This is a genomic window from Candidatus Zymogenaceae bacterium (assembly GCA_016931225.1).
In the GTDB taxonomy this organism is placed as follows: Bacteria; Desulfobacterota; Zymogenia; order Zymogenales; family Zymogenaceae; genus JAFGFE01.
The window spans coordinates 30,498-53,433 of record JAFGFE010000004.1 but is presented as its reverse complement, the minus strand read 5'-3'; the positions used below and the strand labels follow the sequence as shown (position 1 = coordinate 53,433).

Below are 22,936 nucleotides of genomic sequence, written 5' to 3'. Positions count from 1 at the left end.
TCCGTCTGCTGGCTGTTGGAGATCCGGTCAGTGCTGAGTTATCCGGAGGGCAGGTCATGTTCTTCAATCCTCGGTGAATTGACCTGCCCTCGCCCATGTGTGTCCGTCTGCTGGCTGTTGGAGATCCGGTAAATGCTGAGTTATCCGGAGGGCAGGTCATGTTCTTCAATCCTCGAAAAAATATGTTGACCCGCCCTCGCTCATGTGTATCATTCCCTCACTCGTGTGTATCATCTGCTGGCTATTGGAGATCCGGTCAGTGCTGAGTCATCCGGAGGGCAGGTCATGTTTTTCAAACCCGGGAAAATGTAACCTGCCCTCGCTCATGTGTATCATTCCCTCACTCATGTGTATCATCTGCTGGCTATTGGAGGTCCGGTCAGTGCTGAGTCATCCGGAGGGCAGGTCATGTTCTTTAAATCCGGGAAAATGTAACCTGCCCTCACCCATGTGTATCATCCGTCTGCTGGCTGTTGGAGATCCGGTCAATGTTGAGTTGCAGTGCTAAGTTGCTGAGTCTTCCGGAGGGCAGGCCATTTTCTTTTTATTTTAGTTCCTTAGTCTTTTAGTAATCCAACCTCCCTTGCTTCTTTTTCAAGCTGATCGCGGAAATCGGGATGCGCGATACTGATCATCGCCTTGACCCGCTTGGGTATACTCTTGATCCACAGGTCCGCAACACCGAATTCGGTCACGATATATTGGACGTCGGATCGAGGCGTGGTGATGATAGTGCCCGGCTTGAAGGAAGACACGATACGGGAAATGGTGCCGCTCTTGGTCTCGGTTGTTGAGGGAAGCGTAATGAACGCCTTTCCACCCTTGGACTGAGTGGCTCCCCGAACGAAGTCGAGCTGTCCGCCGGTGCCGCTGTACATGGAGAATCCGAGGGACTCAGAGGCGCACTGGCCCGTCAGGTCAACCGTCATCGTGTTGTTGATGGATACCATGTTGTCGTTTTTCGCGATGTTGTTGACGTTGTTGACGTAGTAGATGGGAGCGAATTCGCAAACCGGGTTATGATCAACGAATTTGTACAGATCGGTGTTGCCGATGGCGAAACCGCACACCATCTTTCCGGGGTGGAACGTCTTCTTGCTGCAGTTGATGACTCCCTTGTTGGCGAGATGCATCATGGAGTTGGTCATCATTTCCGTATGGACGCCCAGGTCCTTTTTATCTTTCAGAAGGTTCCCGACCGCATCGGAAACGGCGCCGATGCCGATCTGGATAGTGGCCCCGTCGGGAATGCGTTCCACGACGAGCTCGCCGATCTTCTGTTCCACTTCGCCTATCGGAATTTCGGGTATTTCAGACAGCGGGTGGTGGTTTTCAACGATGTAATCCACCTCGCTGACATGAATCACCGTCTGGCTCCCATTCACAAACGGCGTATGCTCGTTGACCTGTGCGATGACGGTATCCGCCAATTTGGACATCATGTCACCGTTATACACACCCACGGGGCCGAAGCTCATATAACCCCGGGGATCAGGAGCCGAGACCTCGCACATATAGACGTTACACCCGGCGGCCACGCTCATCTGATCTCCAAGCGAAAAGTGATAGGAAATCGGCTCTACATTGCCGTCCTTTAAAAAGGGACGCTCCATCGGCCCGACGAACAGAGAGACGAAGTCTATGTGTCCCTTGAACTCGGCCTTGAAAATCTCATGGGGCCACATCGAGATGCCTGAGTAGACGGTTACCCCGGTCAGCTCGTCCTTGCGTTTTGCGAGTTCGGCGACAATGTCAATAGGCTGACTGCTGCCGCCGGGCATGCCCACGGTGTCCCCGGACTTGATGGACTTGACCGCAACTTCCGCAGAAACGAGTTTCTTCTTGTATTCATCCTCCCATTTCATAGTGTATTTCTCCTTCCTGTCTGTGGTGATGTATAACTTCTGTTGAGAGGAGTGCTCGTTCGTGCCTTGAAATCACGCTTCCAACCTGTTGCTGAGTTCATGAAGCGGTCATGCTGATTTTGTACTCCCCCTGAATAGCATACACGGGCAGGACTATTAGTCCAACAGCCCGTTCTCAACGGCCTCTTTTGTCAACTGATCACGAAAATCAGGATGCGCGATGGCAATCATCGCCTTCACCCGCTCCGGTATGGATCGCATCCTGAGATTTGCAACGCCGTACTCGGTAACGATGTAATGCACATCCGAACGGGGGGTGGTTATAACGGTGCCCGGCATCATGGTGGATACAATCCGGGAGACCGGACCATCCTTCGACTCCCGCACCGACGGCATCGCCAGAAAGCCCATTCCACCCTTAGACATATTGGCGCCGCGAACGAAGTCGAGCTGTCCGCCGGTCCCGCTTATCTGCTGGAACCCTATGGATTCGGACGCGCACTGCCCGGTCAGGTCGGCGTTGAGGATATTATTGACCGAAACAAAATTGTCGTTCTGTGCGATATTGAACACGTTGTTGATCTCGGCGATGGGAGAAAACTCGCACACCGGATTATTGTCAATAAAATCGTACAGGGCCTTCGAGCCGATGGCGAATCCGCACACGATCTTTCCGGGGCGATACGTCTTTTTCTTTCCGGTAACAACCCCCTTCTCGGTCAGATGCATCATGGAATTGGTCAGCATCTCGGAGTGGATCCCCAGGTCTTTTTTGCTTATAAGGAGCTCACCCACGGTGTCGGAAACACCCCCCACGCCGATCTGTATCGTGGCGCCGTTGGGAATGCGCTCGGCAATGAGTTCGCCGATTTTCTGTTCCACGTCGGATATTGGAATCTGCGGAATTTCCGGCAGTGGATGGGACTCCTCGACGATATAATCGACCTCACTGACATGGATGACATTTTTAATACCGTGGACAAAGGGCGTCTCCTTGTTGACCTGGACGGCGATCTTATCAGCGACCGGTACCACGGTATCGTTGTTATGCACGCCATTAGGGCCGTAGCTCATGTATCCCCTGGCATCCGGTTCCGAGACCTCGCACATCATGTAGTCGTATTTCTTCCTGTCGTGCATCTCCAGCATTTCATCGACAATCTCATCGGACTGTGACAAGTGAAACGAGACCGGCTCGATATTCGCCTTCATCTTCATGGCAATACGTTCGGCGGGACCCATAAACAGGCAGCGGAAATTGATATGACCCTTGAATTCCGACTTATAGAATTCGAATGGATAAACGGAGATGCCTGAAATCAGGGTGACATTTTTGAGTTCATCTTTACGTTTGCACAGAGCATCGACCAGGGCGGGCGGTGCACTGCATCCTCCAGACATCATGATGACGTTGTTGGAGGTAATACCGGCAACGGCCTTATCCGCGCTGACGAGTTTCTTTTGATACTCCTTTTCCCAGCTCATAGTTGAGTCCTCCATGGTAGTATTAAATCGCTTCTATTGGTTCAAACGAGATTACCGTTATAGTTCCTCTTTCATCGTCATCGAAATCAATCACCCCAAGTATCTTTACCGGCTCTCGCAAATGGGCGAGGAGTTGATCCCAATACTTGTTTTTGAGAATAAAGAATTCTTCCTCGTCATCTGTCATAATAGCAATCCGTATCACATCGCCTTCCTTATTCCAGTCCGATGCAATCATAATCCCCTGAATGGTCAACAGGTCATTGTGATGGTTTGTGTCGGACATCTCTTCACCTTCCTGCCCGAGAATAATAGCAATATCCATGCCAAAATTTTGTTTGTGTAAATTCAGTATGTTAACCGACCGTACGAATTATATCGGAAATTGAACTTCCGACACAATGTTTTGTGACGCTCTCAATTATGAAGACAAAGGCCTGAAATGATTGAAAAAAAATAATCGGAAAGTAAATTTCCGATATTTCTTAAAACGGAAATGGTATTTCTTCACGGGGGGATGTGGTGGGGGGATTATTTGAAATCTTCTTTTCTAATATTGTGTTTTTGCATGAGATTGAACAATTGACGTGTGGTTATTCCCGCCGTATCCGCGGTTTTCTGAATTGATCCATTGTGTGAGGACAGTGTCTCTATTAGATAACGCCTTTCGGCGTTTCGTACCACCCGTTCTCTGATGGAGGCCAGTTTCTCTCCGGGGTGTATGATCATGTCGTCTTCCAGCGTTGTTTTTTCCGAGAAGAACTCCCTGGGAAAGTGTTCGGGAGAAATCATATCAGTCGTTTCCATCAGATACGCCCGCTCTATGAAGTTTTCCAGCTCTCTTATGTTACCGGGCCACGAATACTGGGTGAACGCTTCAAGCACATCCGGGTGTACGTCGGTAATACTTTTTTCATGAAATCGGTTAAGACGCTCGAGAATGGTGTGCACCATGGTGGGGATGTCTTCGGTTCTGTATTTAAGGGAGGGAATCTCTATCGGAAATACATTGAGGCGATAATAGAGGTCATAGCGAAACAGGTCCTGTTCACAGAGCGTAATGAGGTCGATATTGGTGGCGGCGATGACCCGCGCGGATGAAGACAAGGGCTCCTCGCCGCCGACGCGATAGTACGTGCCGTCCTGGAGAACCTGTAACAGCCGGATCTGGACATGGGGCGAGACGGTTTCTATTTCATCAAGAAATATGGTTCCGTCTGAGGCAAGCTCGAACTTTCCCAATTTCCTGCGAATGGCGCCGGTAAATGAGCCCTTTTCATGTCCAAAGAGCTCGCTTTCGACAAGGGTATCCGGAATCGCCCCCAGGTGTACCTGAATGAACGGCGCGTCTCTGCGGTGGCTGTGCTTATGAATGAGTTGGGACAAAACACCCTTACCGGTTCCGGTCTCACCGATAAGGAGAACGGTGCTCTTGGTTGGGGCCACCGCCTTGATTTTCTTGATCACCTCGATGACGGGGGGGCTTTTCGTGTTGAGAAACGGCTGAGAGGAGATATCCCAGAAGGTATCAGACAGGTAGTCGAGCTTGGATTTTTCCATTGCCGTATCATATATGGACTGTATTACCGTATTCAGCTCATCCTTCTGTATCGGGATGGAGATGTAGTTATCCGCCCCGGCCTTTATTGCCATGATTCCACGGCGGTTATGCTCAATTCTCGTCATAATGGCGATTATTGTGGATCTGGAAATCTCTCGAAACTGGTTGATTACGCTCTTGATGGTTCTTTCCGTCGATAACGTTTCAAGGAGTGTGACATCCAAGAAAAGCAGGTCGTATTTCTTCTTTTCAAACTGGACAAGGCTTTTCGGGATATCCGGGGCGATATCAACGGAAAACTTGTTTTGGAGCAGGGTGACTATTTCCTGGGACGTTATGTGATCTGAAGAAACAACCAGAATATTATAATTCATCGGACTCAACTCCGAGAGAGATTCGAGATGACATCAAGGTTACAACATTACTATTGAATTATATAAAGCCGTGGTATGAATTGTCAATGTCGGCGCAATGGCAACAGGATTTTTTTTCAGTGCGTGTCGGAAGAGGTTGCGGCTTACAATTTCAGTGGGGGCAGGGCGCGGCCATATCCAAAAAACGGGGATATCCCCGGTAGTTGACGGTACGGCATACAAGTATCTATTCCCCGGTTTTCCTTTCTGTATAAAAGCGTGAGAGAGAAACGGGGCCGTGTCACCGGCCCCTATGTGGTATCTTCGGATTCTCGATCTTCGGTATGATTCTCGGCCTTGGAAGATGTCGATGTGTCTCAAAACACACATCAATCCCCCGTGAAAGTCGTCTTGAATGTCAAATCCGATGTCGTATTACGCCGAATACGGATATGACACCGTGAAAACCAAAGAGAGACGCCGTCGGACCCCGATTGTACGACGTCACATGACGTCATATAATTATTTTCAGAATGGTAAAAGCGCCGAGGAAGATCGTGAAAACGCTAATGGCGGTTTTCATTGTCTTCATATTCAGGGATTTCACCGTTATACCGGAAATCGGAACCGAAATGACGGCTCCGATGACAAGATAGGGGGCAAGCGACCAATCTATTATGCTCTTCGTGACGAGGTATGCCGTAACACCGACAAGACACGTACACCCTTCCGCTATCGATGTGATGGCGATGGCGCTTTTTCCGTCGACGCCGGAGATGAGCTGTCCGCCGACGACGACCGGTCCGTAGCCTCCGCCGGAGATGCCCTTGTTGAAAGATGCCACCAATCCAAGGAGTGTGATTTTTTTCCAGGAAAAACCGAACTCCCTGTTGATCGTGCAGAGAAGGACAATGCCGACGACAAAGATTATCGTGCCGATGAAAAGCTTCAGGTAAAATGTGGGAAGGCTCAACGCAACGAATACGGCGAATACGGCCCCGATAATACTCAACACGCTCAGGAGAAAAACCACCTTGAGGCTGCGGGGGAAGTTCGTCCTGAGACTTGTGACAATACCATTACTTTTAAACGCACGAGCAATTTCAACGACATTCATTGTCTTCGGCCTGAAATCCACATTGCCGAGTGCATGGTGTGTGAAGCCCGCGAGAAATCCTGTGATAAGTTCCGATAAAAGGACAGCCGGCACAACCTGAAGAGGTTCAAAGCCAAGCAGGAGAAGAATCGGGGTCAGAGAGGTGCCGTATCCCATACCGAGGGAGGAGTCAAGATATTCCGCGAAGAAGGCAATCACAACGATCAACAGTCCCATTTCAATTCCTAGTTGAAACATGTCGATATCCTTTTCATTCTGTGAGTGAGTAGTCGTAATGCATATATAGCCTATGGATATAGTATGATATCACGGATAAAAAAATCTATATTATATCCGCGAATGTTGTCGTCTCGAGTTTGTTTGAAACATAATCCCGGATCTCCTTGAATATATCAAGCAACGGCTTGTGCTGATTGAGGGGGGTTTCTTCGTGGAAATAGACGCTCACGGATTTGATGGCCGCCAACGGTCCGTCCATCAGCCTGATTACCTCCGCGATGGTGATCTCCGCTGGTGATTTACTGATCCTGTAACCTCCCTCCGATCCACGTTTGCTCCTGATGTAACCGGCTCCCTTCAAGACAAGCAAAATCTGTTCAAGGTACTTCTTCGGAATGTTGAATTCCTCGGAGATCCTTTCGGTGCTGATATAGCCGGAACCATACTTTCTGGAAAGTACGATGAGGGCCAAACATGCGTATTCGCTTTTTGTGGAAAGTTTCATGATACGGCAATGCCCACTATTCAGGTAGAGTATATAGGATAATATGTCGATTGTCAACAAGAAAACGTTTTTACCGGATACTGTATGTTCGATTTCACCCGTCTCGTTTTCGAAAATCGGTGAGGTTGGTATGTTCCGGTATTCGATCAAGGACTGCATACGGATGATAGACATCATCGCTTCCCGGAGAGGGTGTTGAGAATTGAGATCCCTTTGGTACACGGGCGGGGTCAGGAGAAGAGACGTCGCGTGGGATCAGTCGTCGTGTGGAGTTTGTCTTTTGAGAATCCGTATAGCGGCGATATATACAATGCCGCCGGCACATGCCGTGACAAGCTGTGGCCAGGAAAACAAGAAATAGAGAATGCCGGCGGCCTTGGTTTCGACGGTACTGATGTGCAAAAATATGTACACGGAGGCATAGAGGAAGAGAAATTTGGACACCGCACCGAGAATGATTCCCGACACACGTTTTCCCGTAATGTAAAACAATATCACATACATGGCATTGCCGATGGCGATGACCGGAACAAATGGAATCGGTATCGGTGCGCCGGATAACACGGCCGTTATTGGAGCCGCACACGCGATTGCTATCGCTCCCCCTCTGCCGGAATATTCAACGGATATGAGAAGCAGGGCATTTACGAGGGTGCCTATAACGAAAATATTCACGGGTCCGAAAAGGCCGGTCGTATATCTGCCAAGGAATTGAACAAGGATTGTGAGAGAGAGGAGTAGGGCGGTGATTGCGACTTTCCTGTTCCTTGATATTATCGTTTCACTGTTCGTCGGTTGGATCATGTTATCGTTTTATCGTATGTGATGGTGTTAGTGACATTATCTTAAAACTCTCCAAAAACATCCAGAAAAAAAAGTAACAGTCATGGAAGATTTTGTCTGTATTTTCTTGACAGGGGTTTTAAAAAAAAATATACTGTTAGCGCTGTAACAGTGAGGGTGAAAATTATTTCAGTAGTGTTATGTATTTAACGGGCTTATACGTTTTATATGGAAAGAACAGTTGAAAGATTAATTCTATTCAAGCGATACCTGAAAGAAGTGAGTAGAAGAAGGGTAGAGAAAATTCGCTCCCACGAGCTTGCCGAGATAGCCGGTGTGAGTGCGGCACAGGTGAGGCAGGATATAATGAACATAGGTTATTCGGGAAATCAGCAGGGCTATGCTGTGAAACCGTTGACCGAATCAATCGAACACTTTCTCGCCACCTATGAAGTACAGAATGTGGCAATTATCGGTATCGGTAATCTGGGCAGGGCAATTATCGGATATTTTTCCGGATACAGGTCCATGTTCAGGATCATCGCGGGATTCGACAGTAATCAGAATAGGACCGGCAGGGTCATTCATGGATGCAAGTGCTATTTGGTAGAGGATTTCGGACGTGTTGTGGGTGAGGAGGAAATCAGTATCGCTATTATCGCGGTACCCGCCTCTTCCGCTCAATCAGTCGCCGATCTCTGTATACAGTCGGGCATAAAGGGAATCGTCAACTTCACTCCGACGCGCCTGCACGTACCCAAACATATATATGTGTCAGATATGGATATCGCAGTTTCGTTGGAAAAAGTGGCGTTTTTTGTAAAAAATACAGGAAACGAGGCAACATATGGATCCGATAAATGAGACAATCGATCGCGTTCTAGCCGGATACAAAACCGCCGAGCGGAGTGATCTGATTCCGATCCTCCAGGACATACAAGATTCTATTGGGTATGTCCACAAAGATGCCGTAAGTAAAATCGGCACGAAACTCAACCTTCCCCCCAGTAAAATATTCGGGGTACTCACCTTTTACAACCAATTTCGAACCGAACCGCCCGGCAGGTATCATATTATGGTCTGTCGGGGTACAGCGTGTCATGTCAAGGGTTCGGAAAAAATCCTCAAGACCGTCCAGAATACCCTCAAGATTGAACCAGGGCAGACCACGCGCGACGGGTTGTTCAGCCTTGAAATCGTGGCCTGCGTCGGCGCATGCGGCCTTTCACCGGTTATAAATATTTCCGGCGAATTCTATGCCAGGGTTACGCCGGACAGTGTTCGTGAAATTCTCAAGACACTGAAATCCGAGGCGAAAGAGGAGGCAAAGAGAGATGTTTGAAAAATGCTGCGATAAATGTTCACATTCCCCCGACAGTCCGTGTCCAGACCTGATCGCCTGTATCCAGGACGGCCCCCTCTGCCACACGGATGAGCGGTGTAATGATTTCATTCATCAACGGGTGGAACGTCTCAAGAGAAAGAATATTGAAACGCCCGTTATTTTTGTCGGGACCGCAACCTGCGGACTCGGAGCGGGAGCGGAAAAAACAATCACGGAAATTGAAAAATGGTTGTCGGAATCGAAAACGAGCGCGGATATCGTCAGGGTTGGATGCCTGGGTATTTGTGCCCTTGAGCCTCTCGTGGATGTGCAACTCCCGAAGAAATCCCGGATCAGTTTTTATTCCGTGACGGCAGAGAAAGTCCGGGATATACTCCCGGCCGTATTTGACGGCAAACCGCCTGTGGAACATGTTTTGGGCCAGTACCCCCAGGAGGATACCGAAGCATGGAAAAATATACCCCTCATAGGTGATCACCCGTTTTTCAAGCATCAAAAACGCTGGGTGCTGGAAAACTGCGGAATTATCAACCCGGAAGACATCGACGAATACATTGTATGGGGTGGATACTCGTCCCTCTCTCGTGTGTTGAAAAACATGACTCCCCTGGAAGTGGCGGATGTCGTGGAAGACAGCGGCTTGCGGGGACGGGGTGGAGCCGGATTTCCCGCCGGGAAAAAATGGAAATTCGCCCAGCAAGCTGAGGGAGATCAGCGGTATATGATATGCAACGCCGACGAGGGAGACCCGGGCGCGTTCATGGACAGGGCCGTGATCGAAGGGGATCCGCACAGGCTCGTCGAAGGAATCATCATCGCGGCGTATGCCATTCATGCGGATCACGCGTATATCTATATTCGGGCGGAATACCCGCTGGCTATCCGAAGACTTGAGAAAGCCATTGATCAGGCTCATGAGCTGGGACTGCTTGGAAGAAACATCCTTGACAGCGGATTCAGCCTTGATATAAAGCTGAAAAAGGGAGCGGGGGCGTTTGTCTGCGGTGAGGAAACGGCGCTTATCGCAAGTATTGAGGGAAAACGCGGCATGCCGCGTCCACGTCCCCCCTTTCCCGCTGTGAGCGGTTTATACGGGAAACCGACCATCATCAACAATGTGGAAACGCTCGCGAACGTACCTGGAATTATTAAAAATGGGGCGGACTGGTTTTCGTCCGTCGGTACCGAGCGTTCAAAAGGAACAAAGGTTTTCGCCCTTTCCGGGAACGTCGTGAGAACAGGGCTCGTCGAGGTTCCGATGGGAATCACCTTGCGGCAGATCGTGTTCGATATCGGCGGCGGCATCGAGGGAGGCCTGGCGTTCAAGGCGGCGCAAATCGGCGGCCCGTCGGGAGGATGTATACCGGTCGAACATCTCGATACGGAAATCGACTATGAATCTCTCAAGGAGATCGGCGCCATCGTTGGATCCGGCGGGCTTGTGGTGATGGATGAAAACACCTGCATGGTTGATGTCGCCAAGTTCTTCATGGATTTTATCCAGAAGGAGAGCTGCGGTAAATGTATTCCCTGCCGGGAAGGCACGAGGCTGATGCTTGAAATATTGACTTCTCTGACCAAAAGACGAAGCCACGAAACGATGGAGGAGACCTTCACTCGATTTCAGGGAGTCATTCAGCTCAAACGCCTCGCCGAGGTGATCCAGGATGCAAGCCTCTGCGCCCTGGGGCAGACTGCTCCGAACCCGGTACTCAGTACCATGCGGTGGTTTAAGGATGAATACGAAGCCCATGTCTATGAGCGATACTGTCCCGCCGGTGCCTGTACCGAGCTTCTCAATTACTACATCGATTCGGAAAAATGCAAGGGATGTGGATTGTGCGCTAAAAACTGCCCATCAGATGCGATCATGGGCGCGCCGAAAAGTCCGCATTATATCGTACCGGATAAGTGTATCGGATGCGGGACGTGCGTGGAAACGTGTAAATTCGATGCGATCGTGATATCTCGACAAGATGTCCCTACAGAGGGGGTTGCGAATGCTTAACATAGAAATCAATGGAAAGCCAGCCAAGGCAAAAAAAGGCGAAACTATTCTCAACATCTTGAAACAATACGGTATTTCCGTACCTACGCTCTGTAATTTGGAGAATCTTTCTCCGACCGGGGCGTGCCGCCTGTGTGTGGTGGAAGCGGACGGAAGACTTGTGCCCAGTTGTGCCTTCCCCGTTTCAGAGGGAATGAAGATTGGAACCCATACGCCCCGTGTCATGCGGGCGAGAAAAACGATCGTTGAGATGTTGTTATCCGCGCACCCGGATGACTGCCTGTATTGTGCGAGGAACAACGAATGTGATCTTCAGTCTCTCGCCCGGGAGTTGGGGGTGACTTCACGAACATTTCGAAGCACCAAGAAGACATTCAAGGCGGATGCTTCCAGCCCCGCGATCGTACGCGATCCGGCAAAATGCATTTTGTGCGGCAAGTGCGTCCGAGTATGTGAGGAGATACAGGGTGTTTCGGCCATCGATTTCATCAAGCGGGGGTCAAAAACATCCGTTGGGACGGTTTTCAACCAGGGGTTGAATGTTTCAACCTGTATTAATTGCGGGCAGTGTATTATGGTTTGTCCGACAGGGGCGCTTACGGAGACGGACTATACCAAACAGGTTTTCGACGCCCTGGACAATCCTGAATTGCATGTCGTTATCCAGCACGCCCCCAGTATTTCCGTGACCATCGCCGAAGAGTTTGGAATGAGGCCGGGCCTGGATGCCGACGGAACCATGACGGCGGCCTTGAGGCGGATGGGATTTGACAGGGTCTTCGAGACGTCGTTCAGCGCGGATCTCACCATCATGGAAGAGGCGTCGGAGTTGGTTCATCGTCTGACGACGGGGGGGCCGCTGCCGCTGTTGACAAGCTGTTCGCCGGGATGGGTGAAGTATCTTGAGCAGTTTTTCCCGGATTTCATCGACAACATCTCGACCTGTAAGAGCCCGCAGCAGATGCTCGGTGCGGTTATTAAGAGTTATTATGCCGGGAGTCAGGGGATAAATCCGAGAAAAATTTTCAGCGTTTCGATTATGCCGTGCACGGCCAAGAAATTTGAATGCAATCGACCGGAAATGTCAAAAAGCGGGATCCCGGATGTGGATGCCGTTCTCACGACCCGCGAGATAGCGAAGATGATTCGCATGAGAGGTTTGAACCTGGCCACCCTTGAACCGGAATTGCCCGATTCCCCATTCGGTGAGAGAACAACCGCCGGGAAGATCTTCGGTGCAACCGGCGGTGTGGCGGAGGCGGCGGTACGCACGGCCTATTACCTGGTTACGGGAAAAGAGCTTGAAAAGCTTGAGGTCAAAAAGCTACGGGGACTCTCGAATCGAAAGGAAGCCTTTCTTGATATCAATGGTATAGAGGTGGGCGTCGCCGTGGTCAGCGGTCTTGCACAGGCGCGGGACATCCTCAATGAGGTCAGAAACGGCAGAAAAGACATTCATTTCATCGAGGTCATGACCTGCCCCGGAGGATGTATCGCCGGGGGCGGTCAGCCGTTGAATAGCGATCCGAAACGCATCGCTGAGCGCATGAAGGCGCTGTATCATATCGATCGAACGGAAGAGGTCAGGGTTTCACACAAGAATACAGAACTCCAACGGCTGTACGACGAGTTCCTGGGGAAACCGCTGGGTGAAATGTCTCATCATCTGCTCCACACCACGTACAAGGATCGAAGCAAAGCGGGGTAGGGTGGGTTATGGAAACCTACACACAAGAGTCGTTTGTAGAGACTATCGGTGATCGATGCCGAGTCTGCTACACATGCGTGCGGGAATGCCCGGCAAAGGCCATACGGATATCCGGGGGCCAGGCTGAAATTCTCCCGGAACGATGCATCAGCTGCGGCCATTGTGTGAGCGTCTGTTCGCAGGGTGCGAAACGAGTCATCAGCTCACTGGATAGTTTTCATCAGCTTCTGGACTCGAATGAAATAAAGATCGCATGTATTGCACCCAGCGCTCCCGCGGAGTTTTCAGATATCGGCATAGAGCATTTCATCGGCATGGTGCGGGCCCTGGGATTTGACAAGGTATGCGAAGTGGCGTTCGGCGCCGACCTTGTCTCGGATCGATATCGCAGACTGATCGAAGAAGGAAAGGAGAAGGAATACATTTCCACTACCTGTCCGGCATTGATCGGTTTTGTTGAGAGGTATCATCCGGGTATCGCGGCGTCTCTTGCGCCCATAGTGTCTCCCATGATCGCCGTAGCCAGGGCATTACGGATGTTTCATGGTCAGGATATACAAATCGCTTTTATCGGTCCCTGTGTCGCGAAGAAGAAGGAGGCTGTTTCGAGGGTTCTGAATGGAGAGGTGAATGTCGTTATCACCTTCAATGAGATGCGGGAGATATTCGACATGCACAATCTTACCCCCGACAGTTGTGAGCCGTCCGACTTTGATCCCCCCCGATCGGGCCTGGGAATGCTGTTTCCGATAACCAGAGGGTTGTTCCAGGCTGCCGATATTCGTGACGACATCTTGGAAAATAGGTTTGTCGCCACAGGTGGGAGTGATTTCGTTGAAGTCATCAAGGAGTATGAAGAGGGTATCATCCAGACGAAAATACTGGAAGTCCTCTGCTGCGATGGCTGCATCATGGGGCCGGGGATGAGCGTGAAGACGTACAAACATGAGCGTCAATCGCTGATTAGTCAATACGCGAGAAAAAAACTTGCGGAACATAATAGAGAAGAGTGGCAGGAGGTGATGCGTCAATGCCAAGATCTTGATCTTTCCAGAACCTTTGAACCGCAAGATGATACGGAAACTCAGCCGATCTGCGAGGCAAAGATTGAAAAGGTTCTGGCGGATCTTGGAAAATACACCCCACAGGACGAACTCAATTGCGGGGCGTGTGGTTATGAGACCTGTCGAGATCATGCAATCGCCATCATCATGGGACTTGCTGAAAATGAAATGTGTCTGCCGCATACCATCGATATGCTTAAAAATGCATATGAGACGCTGCACTATTCACATGAACAGCTGGCACAAACCAGGGCGGCGTTGGAACAGGCGGAGAAAATGGCGAGTCTGGGAAAGCTGGCGGCGGGTATCGCCCACGAAATCAACAACCCGTTGGGTATCGTGCTGATGTATGCCCATACACTTCTCGAAGAAGTGTCGGATGAAGCTCTCAATGAGGATCTGACAATGATCGCGCAACAGGCGGATAGATGCAAACGGATCGTGTCGGATCTTTTGCAGTTTGCACGGAAGAACAGAGTGGAGCTGCAGAGCCAGAATCTCTATTCTTTGGTTGAACGGACAATCAACCAGATGAACATAAGTAGCGGGATCGGCATCGAGCTGGAATGCACCTGTGATAATCCCGTTGCCGAAGTGGACACTACTCAGATCATTCAGGTGATTACAAATATCGTTGACAATGCGGTTCATGCCATGTCGGGACATGGCAAATTGAACATACGGGTAGATGGAACCGATGATGAGGTATTCATCGCTATAACGGACAGTGGGATCGGTATCGCACAGGAATATTTGAAGAAAATTTTCGAACCATTCTATACGACCAAACAGATGGGAAAAGGTACCGGGCTGGGTCTGGCCGTGAGTTACGGAATCATCAAGATGCACCGAGGCGGTATTGATGTACAGTCGAACACGGATCCGGATGCAGGGCCCACCGGAACGACGTTTACCATACGGTTGCCGCGAAACAGCCAATTGGAAAACGATGAACACCCATGAGAACACGGAAATCCCAGTATATGATATATTTCACTATAGTGGGGATATACCTTCGATCGATAGGGAGCACCAAATGTCTTAAGAGGCTTTACAAAGACCCGGATTAGTTGATAATATTCTTTCTCAGACGTTACAGGTGGTTTATAAATGAAAAAAACGATACTCGTGGTGGATGATGACCAGGATCTGCGTGAGCAATTACGCATTAATCTGGAGGCTGCCGGCTATCGAGTCGATACCGCAGATGGTGTCACAACGGCGAGTGAATATCTCGCTGAAAAAAATCCGGACATCGCGATTGTGGATCTGATGCTGGAACACGTTGACAGCGGATTCTCTCTCTGTTACCATATTAAGAAGAAAAAGCCGGAATTGCCGATAATTATGATTTCAGCCGTTGTAACCGAGACCGGCTTTTCCTTCGATGCCGCAACTGATGAAGAACGCTCATGGGTTCGAGCGGACGTGTTTCTGAACAAGCCGGTGAGGACCGAGCAGCTTCTCTATGAAATTGAGCGGCTCTTGGAGCAAAAATAGCGGAAGGTGAAATGGAGCGACTGCGAGTTCTGGTAATTGATGATGAAGAGGGGATGTGTCGTGCCATTGAGCGGGCGCTTCGACGATACAGTTTTATCGTAAATGAGATCGATGAAGAAATATCATTTGATATTTCACTGGCGCATACCGGCACGGATGGTCTTGCGGCGATAGAGGCCGAAAAACCGCATCTCGTACTTCTTGATTACAAGCTTCCGGATATGCTCGGGTCGGATATCCTTGAACGTATGCAGTTGAACAAGGATTCCGATGTGCTTGTTATCATGATTACCGCGTTTGCTACCATAGAAACCGCTGTCGTTACCATAAAACGCGGCGCCTATGATTTTCTCGCGAAACCTTTTACACCGGACGAGCTCAAAAGCGTTGTTCAGAAGGCAGCGACGAGATTAATACTTCAGCAGCAGGCCCAGCGTTACCTGGAGGAAAAACGGCAGATACGGTTCCAGTTCATCTCGGTTTTAGCCCATGAGCTCAAATCTCCCCTCAACGCCATAGATGGATATCTCCAGATTATCCATGATAAGACGCTCGGAGATGAAGTAGAATCCTATTCCAAAATGGTTGAGAGATGTGTCATCCGTATAGAGGGCATGAGGAAACTCATCAGGGATCTTCTGGATCTGACACGGATCGAGTCGGGACAGAAAATACGCACTCTCGAGCGGCTTACGCTGAGAGAGATCGCTGTGGAGTCCATGGAAAACATGATGGCCGAGGCCGCGGAACGGGACATTTCTCTCAATCTTTTATGTGATGCCGATGTTGAAATCACGGGGGACCGTGATGAATTCGTCATTATTTTCAACAATTTGATCTCGAATGCGGTAAAGTATAACAAAGACGGCGGCAGCGTTGATATTCTCATCAAACGGACGGACGATACCATTTACGTTACCGTAAAGGACACCGGCATTGGGATGTCGGACGAGGACGCCGGCAGGATTTTCAATGATTTTGTTCGCATCAAAAATTCCGCGACTAAAAACATACAGGGCAGCGGTCTCGGCCTTTCAATTGTAAAAAAGCTGGTCACACTCTATGGGGGAGATATTGGAGTGGAAAGTACTCCGGATATCGGAACCACATTCACCATTACGCTGAAAGAACAGACGGAAATCGACCAGGATAAAATGATTGAAGGGAATATCGCATAAGTATTGGAGAGAATTGTTGACAAACGGTTTTTTTAAGATAGTATTTTTATATTGGTTTGTGGTATAAATAAAGGATATTTCGTGTTACCCGACCGGAACGAAAGGGCATCAGAATATGTCATGAACGGAATGGATGGGTGACCAATATGCAATTCACACACATTTTCAATATCATTAGGATAGAAACATTTAAGGTGAAGGAGGATGCATATGAAAGATGGCAAGCATGTCATTCTTGTAATTGATGACGATCAGGATATCCTGGATGCGGCTCGTGCTGTGTTGGAGTCGGGTGGCTATATCATGATTGAAGCCCCCAGCGCCCATGAAGGGAAGGATGTATTCAACAAGGAAAAACCGGATCTCCTGATCGTTGATATAATGATGGAAGAAATTGATGCCGGAATCGCGTTTGTGGAGGAAATCAGAAGCACCGGATTTGAGGGTCCAATATTTTTTCTCAGCTCCATCGGCGATGAGCTTTCCAAGCAGATAAGCACGGCAAAGCTCGGCGTTACCGGCATTCTGCAAAAACCTTTGAAGAAGGAGCTGGTGCTGGAACTTATCAATAATCAATTAAAATAAAAAAAACTCGTTGACGATCTTCATTTCATGACTGCAGGTGAAGATTGTCGCCGGGGTGAGCAATTCTAAAGGGGATATCCGCTTGTGATAAAAAAAGCGGTATCCCCTGTTTTTTTGACGATCGATTTCACATTCGAGACCGGTCGGTAGTTATAATCATGTTTCAGACCATCGTTTTTTTCACACCTTCCTGTATCGGTTTGTCTACATGTTTCGGAAGCAGCACTGTTACGTTTGTTCCCGTGGGGCCGTTCATGGGATCGGCGTTTGAATCGACGGAAATGTCGCCTTCGTGCATTTTGACCATTCCATAGCTTACCGCAAGCCCCAATCCGGTCCCTTTTCCCGAACGCTTTGTCGTATAAAACGGCTCAAAAATACGGCCCATTGCATCGGGTGGAATCCCGATGCCTGAATCGCGTATGGTAATCCAGGCGTTTTCCTCGTCGTCATCAATAGACAGACGTAATGCTCCGCCGGCATCCATCGCCTCTATTGCGTTTTGTATGATATTTCTAAACGCCTGTCTGAGTTGTTCTTTATCTGCATGTATGGTGATGTTTTCCCGACGGGGCTCGAACGTCACATCGATCCCGGCGCCTATCTTCATCCTCCGTAATACGTTACGCAGAAGAGTATTAAGGTTGACCGGTCGAAAGGAAAGGGTATACGCCCTTGAGAATCTTAACAGGTCGGCCACGATGGTTTTGCAGCGATCCGCCTCGTTGATTATCGTATCGAGTTGTTCGTGAATGGTATCGCTTTCTGAATTTTCATCCCGCAGCAGATGTGCATACATCACTATGATGCCGAGGGGATTGTTGAGTTCGTGAGCAACCCCCGCAGCCAGTTGTCCGAGTCCGGCGATTTTTTCGGATTGTGCCAATGCAATTTCGGTTTGATTCAGTCTTTCATTTATTTTTTCAATTCTTTCTGCAGCGATCACTGCAACAAGGCTGACGATAAGAAACATGCCCGCCCTGATATAATCTTCAATATTAGAAGAATAGTTTTGCAACAGCAATCCGCTCAGGATGATCAACAGCGAGAGTAGCAGGGCGACCACGATACCGCGTCTTTTCCACCAATACGCGGAGAGTATTATAGGAATGTAGAACAGATGAGTGAAGACCGTGCCGGAGTGACGAACTTGATGAAAATAATAGGTTATCCCTCCGAGCAATATCAGTAAGATACCCATCAGGACGATTCTGATTTTCTCTCTCTTCATATGTCGTCAATCTGTATGAAGAACCTGTAAAAAATCCATACCGGCCCTCGCCGGGATGGTGTCACGTTATGAGGCCGGCATGATTCCGAATAAAACGGAAAGCATGATGAAAACCAAGGCACCATTGTAACACCAAACATGCCGTTCAATCAATCATCTATATAGATTGGAGGATGAAAGAGACTGCGCTCTAACGGGAAGGGAGCAGATACAACATTCTCACCCTTCGGGAAACAACATGTGTCGACACAGTACGGTATCGAGTCTGACCCTTCTCAGGTGTTATCGGTAAGAGTATCCCGCGGCCCGGAGTGGCCGATTGGCTTCTTCAGAGATTTGGCTCTCAAGGGGGCTGTGGTGTAAATTTATTGTATTTCACTCAAACGAAGTTGCATTGTATTGACAAAACAGAGCCGATGGGTTATAAATCCGTTTCATGAAAAGTAAAGCCGACATCGTAACCCTCTGTACGCTTTTTGTGTGTATCGCGGTCGCCGCCGCCTTTACCTACAACAAAGAGTATAAATTTGAGGGCGCGTCTCACTGCGCCGTCTGTCATTCGTCATCGGATATCGGCGATCAGTATGGTATCTGGAAGACCTCTCCCCACAGCGGCGCCTATGAATCTCTTTTCTCCGAGGAGTCCCTCGAATATGCCGAAGAAAGAGAGATGGCTGATCCTTCGAAAAATGAACAATGTCTCACATGTCACCTCACGGGGTATGACGCCTCCTTTGAACTCATGGGGCCCCTATATCGAAGGGACGACGGAGTGAGCTGCGAGGGATGCCATGGGAGCGGCGGCGGGTATGCATATTTTTCCATCATGATGGATCGTGAGCTCGCCGTAAAAAAGGGCCTTGTTGCATCGCCCGAAAACACCTGCGTGTCATGTCATTCCGGGGAGTGCCCCTTCGATGTCCCGTTCGAATTCGAGCCATTCATGGAAAGGATCGAACACCCCCGTCCAGACTAAGAAGACTCCAAAGAGTTGATTGGATATTAGGTAAACCATAATGAGAAGAGAGATAGCGATCCCGCTCGTTTTTATCGGTATGGGCGTCGTTGCCGCCGTGATCTGGTGGCTTGTGACGGCGGGAACCGTTCGGACCGATAACGCGAAGATCGACGGGGATATTCTTTATGTTACCAGCGATACCGCCGGCATCGTTGTGGATATCCCGGTTATGGAATACCACGAAGTATCCGAGGGGGAAACCATTGTCGAAATAGACCCGCTCATCGGTACCGTTGAGCGAATAAAGAGCGAGGAAAACCTCGAAGCGTTTTCGACCCTTTCGGAGATCAAGCAGCAGATGGATACTCTACAGGACAGGGTATCCCTGGCGGAGAAGGAGTACCTGCGAAATAAGGCCCTCTTTGATTCGGGGGGTATTTCCAGGATGACCCTCGATGACAAGTGGACCACGCTCTCCGTTCTCGAATCTCAGCTTTTGACTTATGAAAACCTCTATGACATGGCGCAGAACATCCTGAACATAACGGAGGCGGACACACCCTATATCCCCCTCAAATCTCCGATAGACGGATATCTGGCACAGAAGCTGGTCTCCGACGGTGAATTGATCGTCCCCGGGGAGCCGGTTTGCGCGGTCGTCAATCTCGACGAGACCTGGGTCACCGCCCGCATTGATGAGGACGATATCGCCGAAATTGCTCAGGGTCAGCCCGTTAAGATAAAGATCGACTCGTACCCGGGGGAAACCTTCTCTGGAGAGGTTACCGACATCGGTGTCGCGGCGTCTTCGGTGTTCTCCATCATCCCCCAGGACAACGCCTCGGGGAATTTCATTAAAATCACCCAGACCATCCCGATAAAAATATCCATCGACGCCCGAGGCTTTATACTCCGACCCGGCAGTAATGTCGTCGTTATCATTAATACGAAGAAATAGTGGATCACAAACCTCACACCGCATCCCCTGCGGACGCTAATGATCGCTATAAATGGCTGGTGCTGTTCATTGTGATTATGGGCTCCTTCATGGCGATTCTCGACAACTCGATCGTCAATGTGGCCCTGCCGCACCTCATGGTGACATTTTCCTCAAACCTCGAAGAGATCGAATGGGTCGTCACCGGCTACATGCTGGCGTTCGCAATACTGATGCCGGTAACGGTGTGGCTGCGCGACGCCCTCGGGCTGAAAAACGCCTTCATCCTCGCCCTCATGTTTTTCATCATCGGTTCCGCACTCTGCGGTGTCTCCTGGAACCGGGAGACACTGATTTTCTTCCGGATTATCCAGGCCATCGGCGGCGGCGCCCTCATGCCCACGGGACTCACCATGGTCGCCGAGGTGTTCCCTCCGGAGGAAAGGGGCATGGCTATGGGTATCTGGGGGGCGGGGGCCACCATCGCCCCGGCGGTTGGGCCGACGCTGGGAGGATATCTGGTTGATTTCGTGAGCTGGCGCTCCATTTTTTATATCAATATTCCCATAGGCGTCGCAGTTATCGCCCTGGCGATGGTTATCCTCAGGCAGGATCGCGGGCACGGCGGAAGTGTGCGTTTCGATTTTCCCGGATTCCTTTTTCTTTCGCTCACCCTCGCAGGCCTGCTGTTGGGTTTTACTCAGGGTGAACGGGAGGGGTGGCACTCTTCGTATATCCTGACGCTGTTCGGTGCCGCGTATTTTTCCTTTTTCATTTTCCTGATCATCGAGCGGCTGATAAAAAATCCCATCGTGGAGCTCTCCATCTTCAACAGTCGCAACTTTTCTCTTGGATGTGTCCTGGGGGTTGTTCGTTCCATTGGTCTCTTCGCATCGGTCTTTCTGATGCCCCTCTTTTTGCAGAACCTTATGGGATATACCGCTTTCAGTACCGGGCTTCTCATGATGCCTTCCGCGCTGGCCGTCGCCGTGAGCATGCCGCTGGCGGGAAATATCAGCGATCGCATCGGCCCCAAAATACCTGTGGTCCTCGGCGGTCTTATCACCGCATATTCGCTGTATCTTTACAGCAAGCTGTCACTCCACTCCAGTTATGGTTTTTTACTGTATGGATTTATCACTCGTGGAATCGGGCTGGGATTTTTGATGGCGCCATTGATGGTGGCCACCATCAACGCGGTACCCAAGCGACACGTAAGCCTGGCATCGGGACTCCTCAATGTGATCATGCAGGTATCGGGGGCCTTCGGTGTCGCCATATTCAGCTCGATGCTTACAAGACGACAGGCCTTTCACAGCGCCGAATATTATACCCACTTGACACCCGACAACACCCCGCTTGCCGTTCTCCTTTCGAAAATCGGTGAAAATCTCAACGGACTGGGCAGCTCGCTTGCCGGAAGCTCCGAGATCGCCCGGGCATACCTCTTTCAGTACCTGGGAAGCTGGTCTGCCGTCAACGCCTTTAATGATGTGTTCCTGGTTTCCGCATTTGTGGTCGGTATCGGGGCGTTGATGGTGTTGTTTTTCGAGGACATCTACCCCCAGAAGGGCATTTTCGGATATTTCAAGAAGGAAGGGAAGCTGGGCGGGGAAGATTTAATCGATGAGTGATGTCCGTTGACCGATTGTGAGGAAAAAATCTCCCGTGTCTTGCGGACGGATGATATAAAAAATCCCCGAACGCCCCACATGTAGATCTTCCGTCACATAGACAGTAATGGGCGGGAATACGGAAAAAACACGCCCGGAGGGAACATACAACCCCCCGGGCGCTCTTTCATGCGGTTTCCCCGTCAATCAACCTGCGTGTCGGTGAACGAAGGGGAAGCATCATCGGCGGTTATTCGGATGTCGATGTCTCATCTCCTTTTGGAAATGTTTCATTGTAGACATCTTCCAACGCCTGTATCTCCTCCTCAAGAGCCTCCCTCTTTTTATCGAGCTCAGAGAAGAATGTGTCCTCCGCCTCGCCGATCGTTTCCGTCCCCTCGTCCTTGAGGGTGATGATCAATTCGTCGAGGTCGGACCGCATTTCACCCAGAAGGAGATCCACATTATCCCGTTTCTCCTGGATCAATTGCAGGTGCTCTTCCATCATGATGCGGGCGTCTTCTTCCAGCTGATCCGCCTCCTCCCTCTTCTCGTTGATCCTTTCATCAAGCTTCGAGAGCATCTCCTCCGAAGAATCGAGGTACGCCTTCATCAGGTCCAGCTTCGTATCCGTACCTGATTCCAAAGCCCCTTCTTCATCCTGGGAGATCGATTCTTCGTGAATGCCGTTGTTTTCCTCCGGTTGTGTTGCCGGTCCCCCGCAGCCGATCATGAGACCGAAAACCATGAGCATCAAAGCGGCGTAGATCATACGTTTGATAAGCATATTTCCTCCTTTCCTTGTTGCTGATCACGGTCGATACGAACGGTGCCTTTGTTCGCATCGGCGGGATCGTACGTTTTGGTCACAGAGAGAATCCCAAAAAGCACGGCACCATTCCCGCACATATTTTCCGTATG

General features: G+C 49.9%; 20 protein-coding genes. 11 read left to right on the top strand and 9 right to left on the bottom strand.

Annotated features, from left to right (window positions below; genetic code table 11):
- Positions 1-557: 557 nt before the first annotated feature.
- From JW885_01325 to JW885_01295, 7 genes are all read right to left on the bottom strand, one after another.
- Complete coding sequence (locus JW885_01325; protein ID MBN1880787.1) at positions 558-1,865, bottom strand: 4-hydroxybutyrate CoA-transferase; 1,308 nt, start codon at positions 1,863-1,865, stop codon at positions 558-560.
- Positions 1,866-2,021: 156 nt separating this feature from the next.
- Positions 2,022-3,350 carry a 4-hydroxybutyrate CoA-transferase gene (locus JW885_01320; GenBank protein ID MBN1880786.1) on the bottom strand — a complete coding sequence of 443 codons (1,329 nt, stop codon included), beginning with the start codon at positions 3,348-3,350 and terminating at the stop codon, positions 2,022-2,024.
- 22 nt (positions 3,351-3,372) lie between these two features.
- Positions 3,373-3,675 (bottom strand): hypothetical protein, encoded by a 303-nt coding sequence (locus JW885_01315; protein MBN1880785.1) that lies wholly within the window; start codon positions 3,673-3,675, stop codon positions 3,373-3,375.
- Between the two features lie 206 nt (positions 3,676-3,881).
- On the bottom strand, positions 3,882-5,270 hold the full coding sequence (locus JW885_01310) for a sigma-54-dependent Fis family transcriptional regulator (protein MBN1880784.1): 1,389 nt from the start codon (positions 5,268-5,270) through the stop codon (positions 3,882-3,884).
- A 508-nt stretch (positions 5,271-5,778) separates the two neighbouring features.
- Complete coding sequence (locus JW885_01305; GenBank protein ID MBN1880783.1) at positions 5,779-6,618, bottom strand: sulfite exporter TauE/SafE family protein; 840 nt, start codon at positions 6,616-6,618, stop codon at positions 5,779-5,781.
- Positions 6,619-6,703: 85 nt separating this feature from the next.
- Positions 6,704-7,105 (bottom strand): Rrf2 family transcriptional regulator, encoded by a 402-nt coding sequence (locus JW885_01300; protein MBN1880782.1) that lies wholly within the window; start codon positions 7,103-7,105, stop codon positions 6,704-6,706.
- A gap of 255 nt (positions 7,106-7,360) precedes the next feature.
- On the bottom strand, positions 7,361-7,909 hold the full coding sequence (locus tag JW885_01295) for an ECF transporter S component (protein MBN1880781.1): 549 nt from the start codon (positions 7,907-7,909) through the stop codon (positions 7,361-7,363).
- Between the two features lie 207 nt (positions 7,910-8,116).
- Here JW885_01295 and JW885_01290 point away from each other — a divergent pair, with 207 nt between their 5' ends.
- The 8 genes from JW885_01290 (at position 8,117) to JW885_01255 (ending at position 17,276) form a co-directional block, all read left to right on the top strand.
- The gene (locus tag JW885_01290; GenBank protein MBN1880780.1) at positions 8,117-8,752 is read left to right on the top strand and encodes a redox-sensing transcriptional repressor Rex; all 636 of its coding nucleotides are present in this window, start codon (positions 8,117-8,119) and stop codon (positions 8,750-8,752) included.
- Complete coding sequence (nuoE, locus tag JW885_01285; protein ID MBN1880779.1) at positions 8,736-9,230, top strand: NADH-quinone oxidoreductase subunit NuoE; 495 nt, start codon at positions 8,736-8,738, stop codon at positions 9,228-9,230. Before JW885_01290 ends, nuoE begins: the two co-directional genes overlap by 17 nt.
- Positions 9,223-11,241 (top strand): NADH-quinone oxidoreductase subunit NuoF, encoded by a 2,019-nt coding sequence (gene nuoF, locus JW885_01280; protein ID MBN1880778.1) that lies wholly within the window; start codon positions 9,223-9,225, stop codon positions 11,239-11,241. Before nuoE ends, nuoF begins: the two co-directional genes overlap by 8 nt.
- Complete coding sequence (locus tag JW885_01275; GenBank protein ID MBN1880777.1) at positions 11,234-12,949, top strand: iron hydrogenase small subunit; 1,716 nt, start codon at positions 11,234-11,236, stop codon at positions 12,947-12,949. Before nuoF ends, JW885_01275 begins: the two co-directional genes overlap by 8 nt.
- Before the next feature lie 8 nt (positions 12,950-12,957).
- On the top strand, positions 12,958-14,976 hold the full coding sequence (locus JW885_01270; GenBank protein MBN1880776.1) for a 4Fe-4S binding protein: 2,019 nt from the start codon (positions 12,958-12,960) through the stop codon (positions 14,974-14,976).
- Between the two features lie 147 nt (positions 14,977-15,123).
- The gene (locus JW885_01265) at positions 15,124-15,513 is read left to right on the top strand and encodes a response regulator (protein ID MBN1880775.1); all 390 of its coding nucleotides are present in this window, start codon (positions 15,124-15,126) and stop codon (positions 15,511-15,513) included.
- A gap of 11 nt (positions 15,514-15,524) precedes the next feature.
- Positions 15,525-16,691 (top strand): response regulator, encoded by a 1,167-nt coding sequence (locus tag JW885_01260; protein ID MBN1880774.1) that lies wholly within the window; start codon positions 15,525-15,527, stop codon positions 16,689-16,691.
- Between the two features lie 210 nt (positions 16,692-16,901).
- Complete coding sequence (locus JW885_01255) at positions 16,902-17,276, top strand: response regulator (GenBank protein ID MBN1880773.1); 375 nt, start codon at positions 16,902-16,904, stop codon at positions 17,274-17,276.
- A gap of 163 nt (positions 17,277-17,439) precedes the next feature.
- On the opposite strand, the gene JW885_01250 is transcribed toward JW885_01255, so the two are convergent.
- Complete coding sequence (locus tag JW885_01250; protein ID MBN1880772.1) at positions 17,440-18,507, bottom strand: HAMP domain-containing histidine kinase; 1,068 nt, start codon at positions 18,505-18,507, stop codon at positions 17,440-17,442.
- A 436-nt stretch (positions 18,508-18,943) separates the two neighbouring features.
- Here JW885_01250 and JW885_01245 point away from each other — a divergent pair, with 436 nt between their 5' ends.
- Genes JW885_01245 through JW885_01235 form a run of 3 tightly spaced genes read left to right on the top strand, consistent with a single transcriptional unit; the run spans position 18,944 to position 22,036 of the window.
- The gene (locus JW885_01245; protein MBN1880771.1) at positions 18,944-19,483 is read left to right on the top strand and encodes a cytochrome c family protein; all 540 of its coding nucleotides are present in this window, start codon (positions 18,944-18,946) and stop codon (positions 19,481-19,483) included.
- A 40-nt stretch (positions 19,484-19,523) separates the two neighbouring features.
- Positions 19,524-20,423 carry an HlyD family secretion protein gene (locus tag JW885_01240; GenBank protein ID MBN1880770.1) on the top strand — a complete coding sequence of 300 codons (900 nt, stop codon included), beginning with the start codon at positions 19,524-19,526 and terminating at the stop codon, positions 20,421-20,423.
- Positions 20,423-22,036: a DHA2 family efflux MFS transporter permease subunit gene (locus JW885_01235; protein ID MBN1880769.1), complete on the top strand. Its 1,614-nt coding sequence runs from the start codon at positions 20,423-20,425 to the stop codon at positions 22,034-22,036. The genes JW885_01240 and JW885_01235 overlap by 1 nt, the downstream gene beginning before the upstream one ends.
- Positions 22,037-22,265: 229 nt before the next feature.
- Here JW885_01235 and JW885_01230 read toward each other — a convergent pair whose 3' ends face one another.
- Positions 22,266-22,802, bottom strand: coding sequence for a hypothetical protein (locus tag JW885_01230; GenBank protein ID MBN1880768.1), 537 nt, complete (start codon positions 22,800-22,802; stop codon positions 22,266-22,268).
- Between the last annotated feature and the right edge of the window lie 134 nt (positions 22,803-22,936).

What these genes read in the sequence shown, in the direction of transcription:
- JW885_01325 (MBN1880787.1), bottom strand. Translation starts at nt 1,865, where the DNA reads ATGAAATGGGAGGATGAATACAAGAAGAAACTCGTTTCTGCGGAAGTT.
- JW885_01320 (MBN1880786.1), bottom strand. Translation starts at nt 3,350, where the DNA reads ATGAGCTGGGAAAAGGAGTATCAAAAGAAACTCGTCAGCGCGGATAAG.
- JW885_01315 (MBN1880785.1), bottom strand. Translation starts at nt 3,675, where the DNA reads ATGGATATTGCTATTATTCTCGGGCAGGAAGGTGAAGAGATGTCCGAC.
- JW885_01305 (MBN1880783.1), bottom strand. Translation starts at nt 6,618, where the DNA reads ATGTTTCAACTAGGAATTGAAATGGGACTGTTGATCGTTGTGATTGCC.
- JW885_01300 (MBN1880782.1), bottom strand. Translation starts at nt 7,105, where the DNA reads ATGAAACTTTCCACAAAAAGCGAATACGCATGTTTGGCCCTCATCGTA.
- JW885_01295 (MBN1880781.1), bottom strand. Translation starts at nt 7,909, where the DNA reads ATGATCCAACCGACGAACAGTGAAACGATAATATCAAGGAACAGGAAA.
- JW885_01290 (MBN1880780.1), top strand. Translation starts at nt 8,117, where the DNA reads ATGGAAAGAACAGTTGAAAGATTAATTCTATTCAAGCGATACCTGAAA.
- nuoE (MBN1880779.1), top strand. Translation starts at nt 8,736, where the DNA reads ATGGATCCGATAAATGAGACAATCGATCGCGTTCTAGCCGGATACAAA.
- nuoF (MBN1880778.1), top strand. Translation starts at nt 9,223, where the DNA reads ATGTTTGAAAAATGCTGCGATAAATGTTCACATTCCCCCGACAGTCCG.
- JW885_01275 (MBN1880777.1), top strand. Translation starts at nt 11,234, where the DNA reads ATGCTTAACATAGAAATCAATGGAAAGCCAGCCAAGGCAAAAAAAGGC.
- JW885_01270 (MBN1880776.1), top strand. Translation starts at nt 12,958, where the DNA reads ATGGAAACCTACACACAAGAGTCGTTTGTAGAGACTATCGGTGATCGA.
- JW885_01265 (MBN1880775.1), top strand. Translation starts at nt 15,124, where the DNA reads ATGAAAAAAACGATACTCGTGGTGGATGATGACCAGGATCTGCGTGAG.
- JW885_01260 (MBN1880774.1), top strand. Translation starts at nt 15,525, where the DNA reads ATGGAGCGACTGCGAGTTCTGGTAATTGATGATGAAGAGGGGATGTGT.
- JW885_01255 (MBN1880773.1), top strand. Translation starts at nt 16,902, where the DNA reads ATGAAAGATGGCAAGCATGTCATTCTTGTAATTGATGACGATCAGGAT.
- JW885_01250 (MBN1880772.1), bottom strand. Translation starts at nt 18,507, where the DNA reads ATGAAGAGAGAGAAAATCAGAATCGTCCTGATGGGTATCTTACTGATA.
- JW885_01245 (MBN1880771.1), top strand. Translation starts at nt 18,944, where the DNA reads ATGAAAAGTAAAGCCGACATCGTAACCCTCTGTACGCTTTTTGTGTGT.
- JW885_01240 (MBN1880770.1), top strand. Translation starts at nt 19,524, where the DNA reads ATGAGAAGAGAGATAGCGATCCCGCTCGTTTTTATCGGTATGGGCGTC.
- JW885_01230 (MBN1880768.1), bottom strand. Translation starts at nt 22,802, where the DNA reads ATGCTTATCAAACGTATGATCTACGCCGCTTTGATGCTCATGGTTTTC.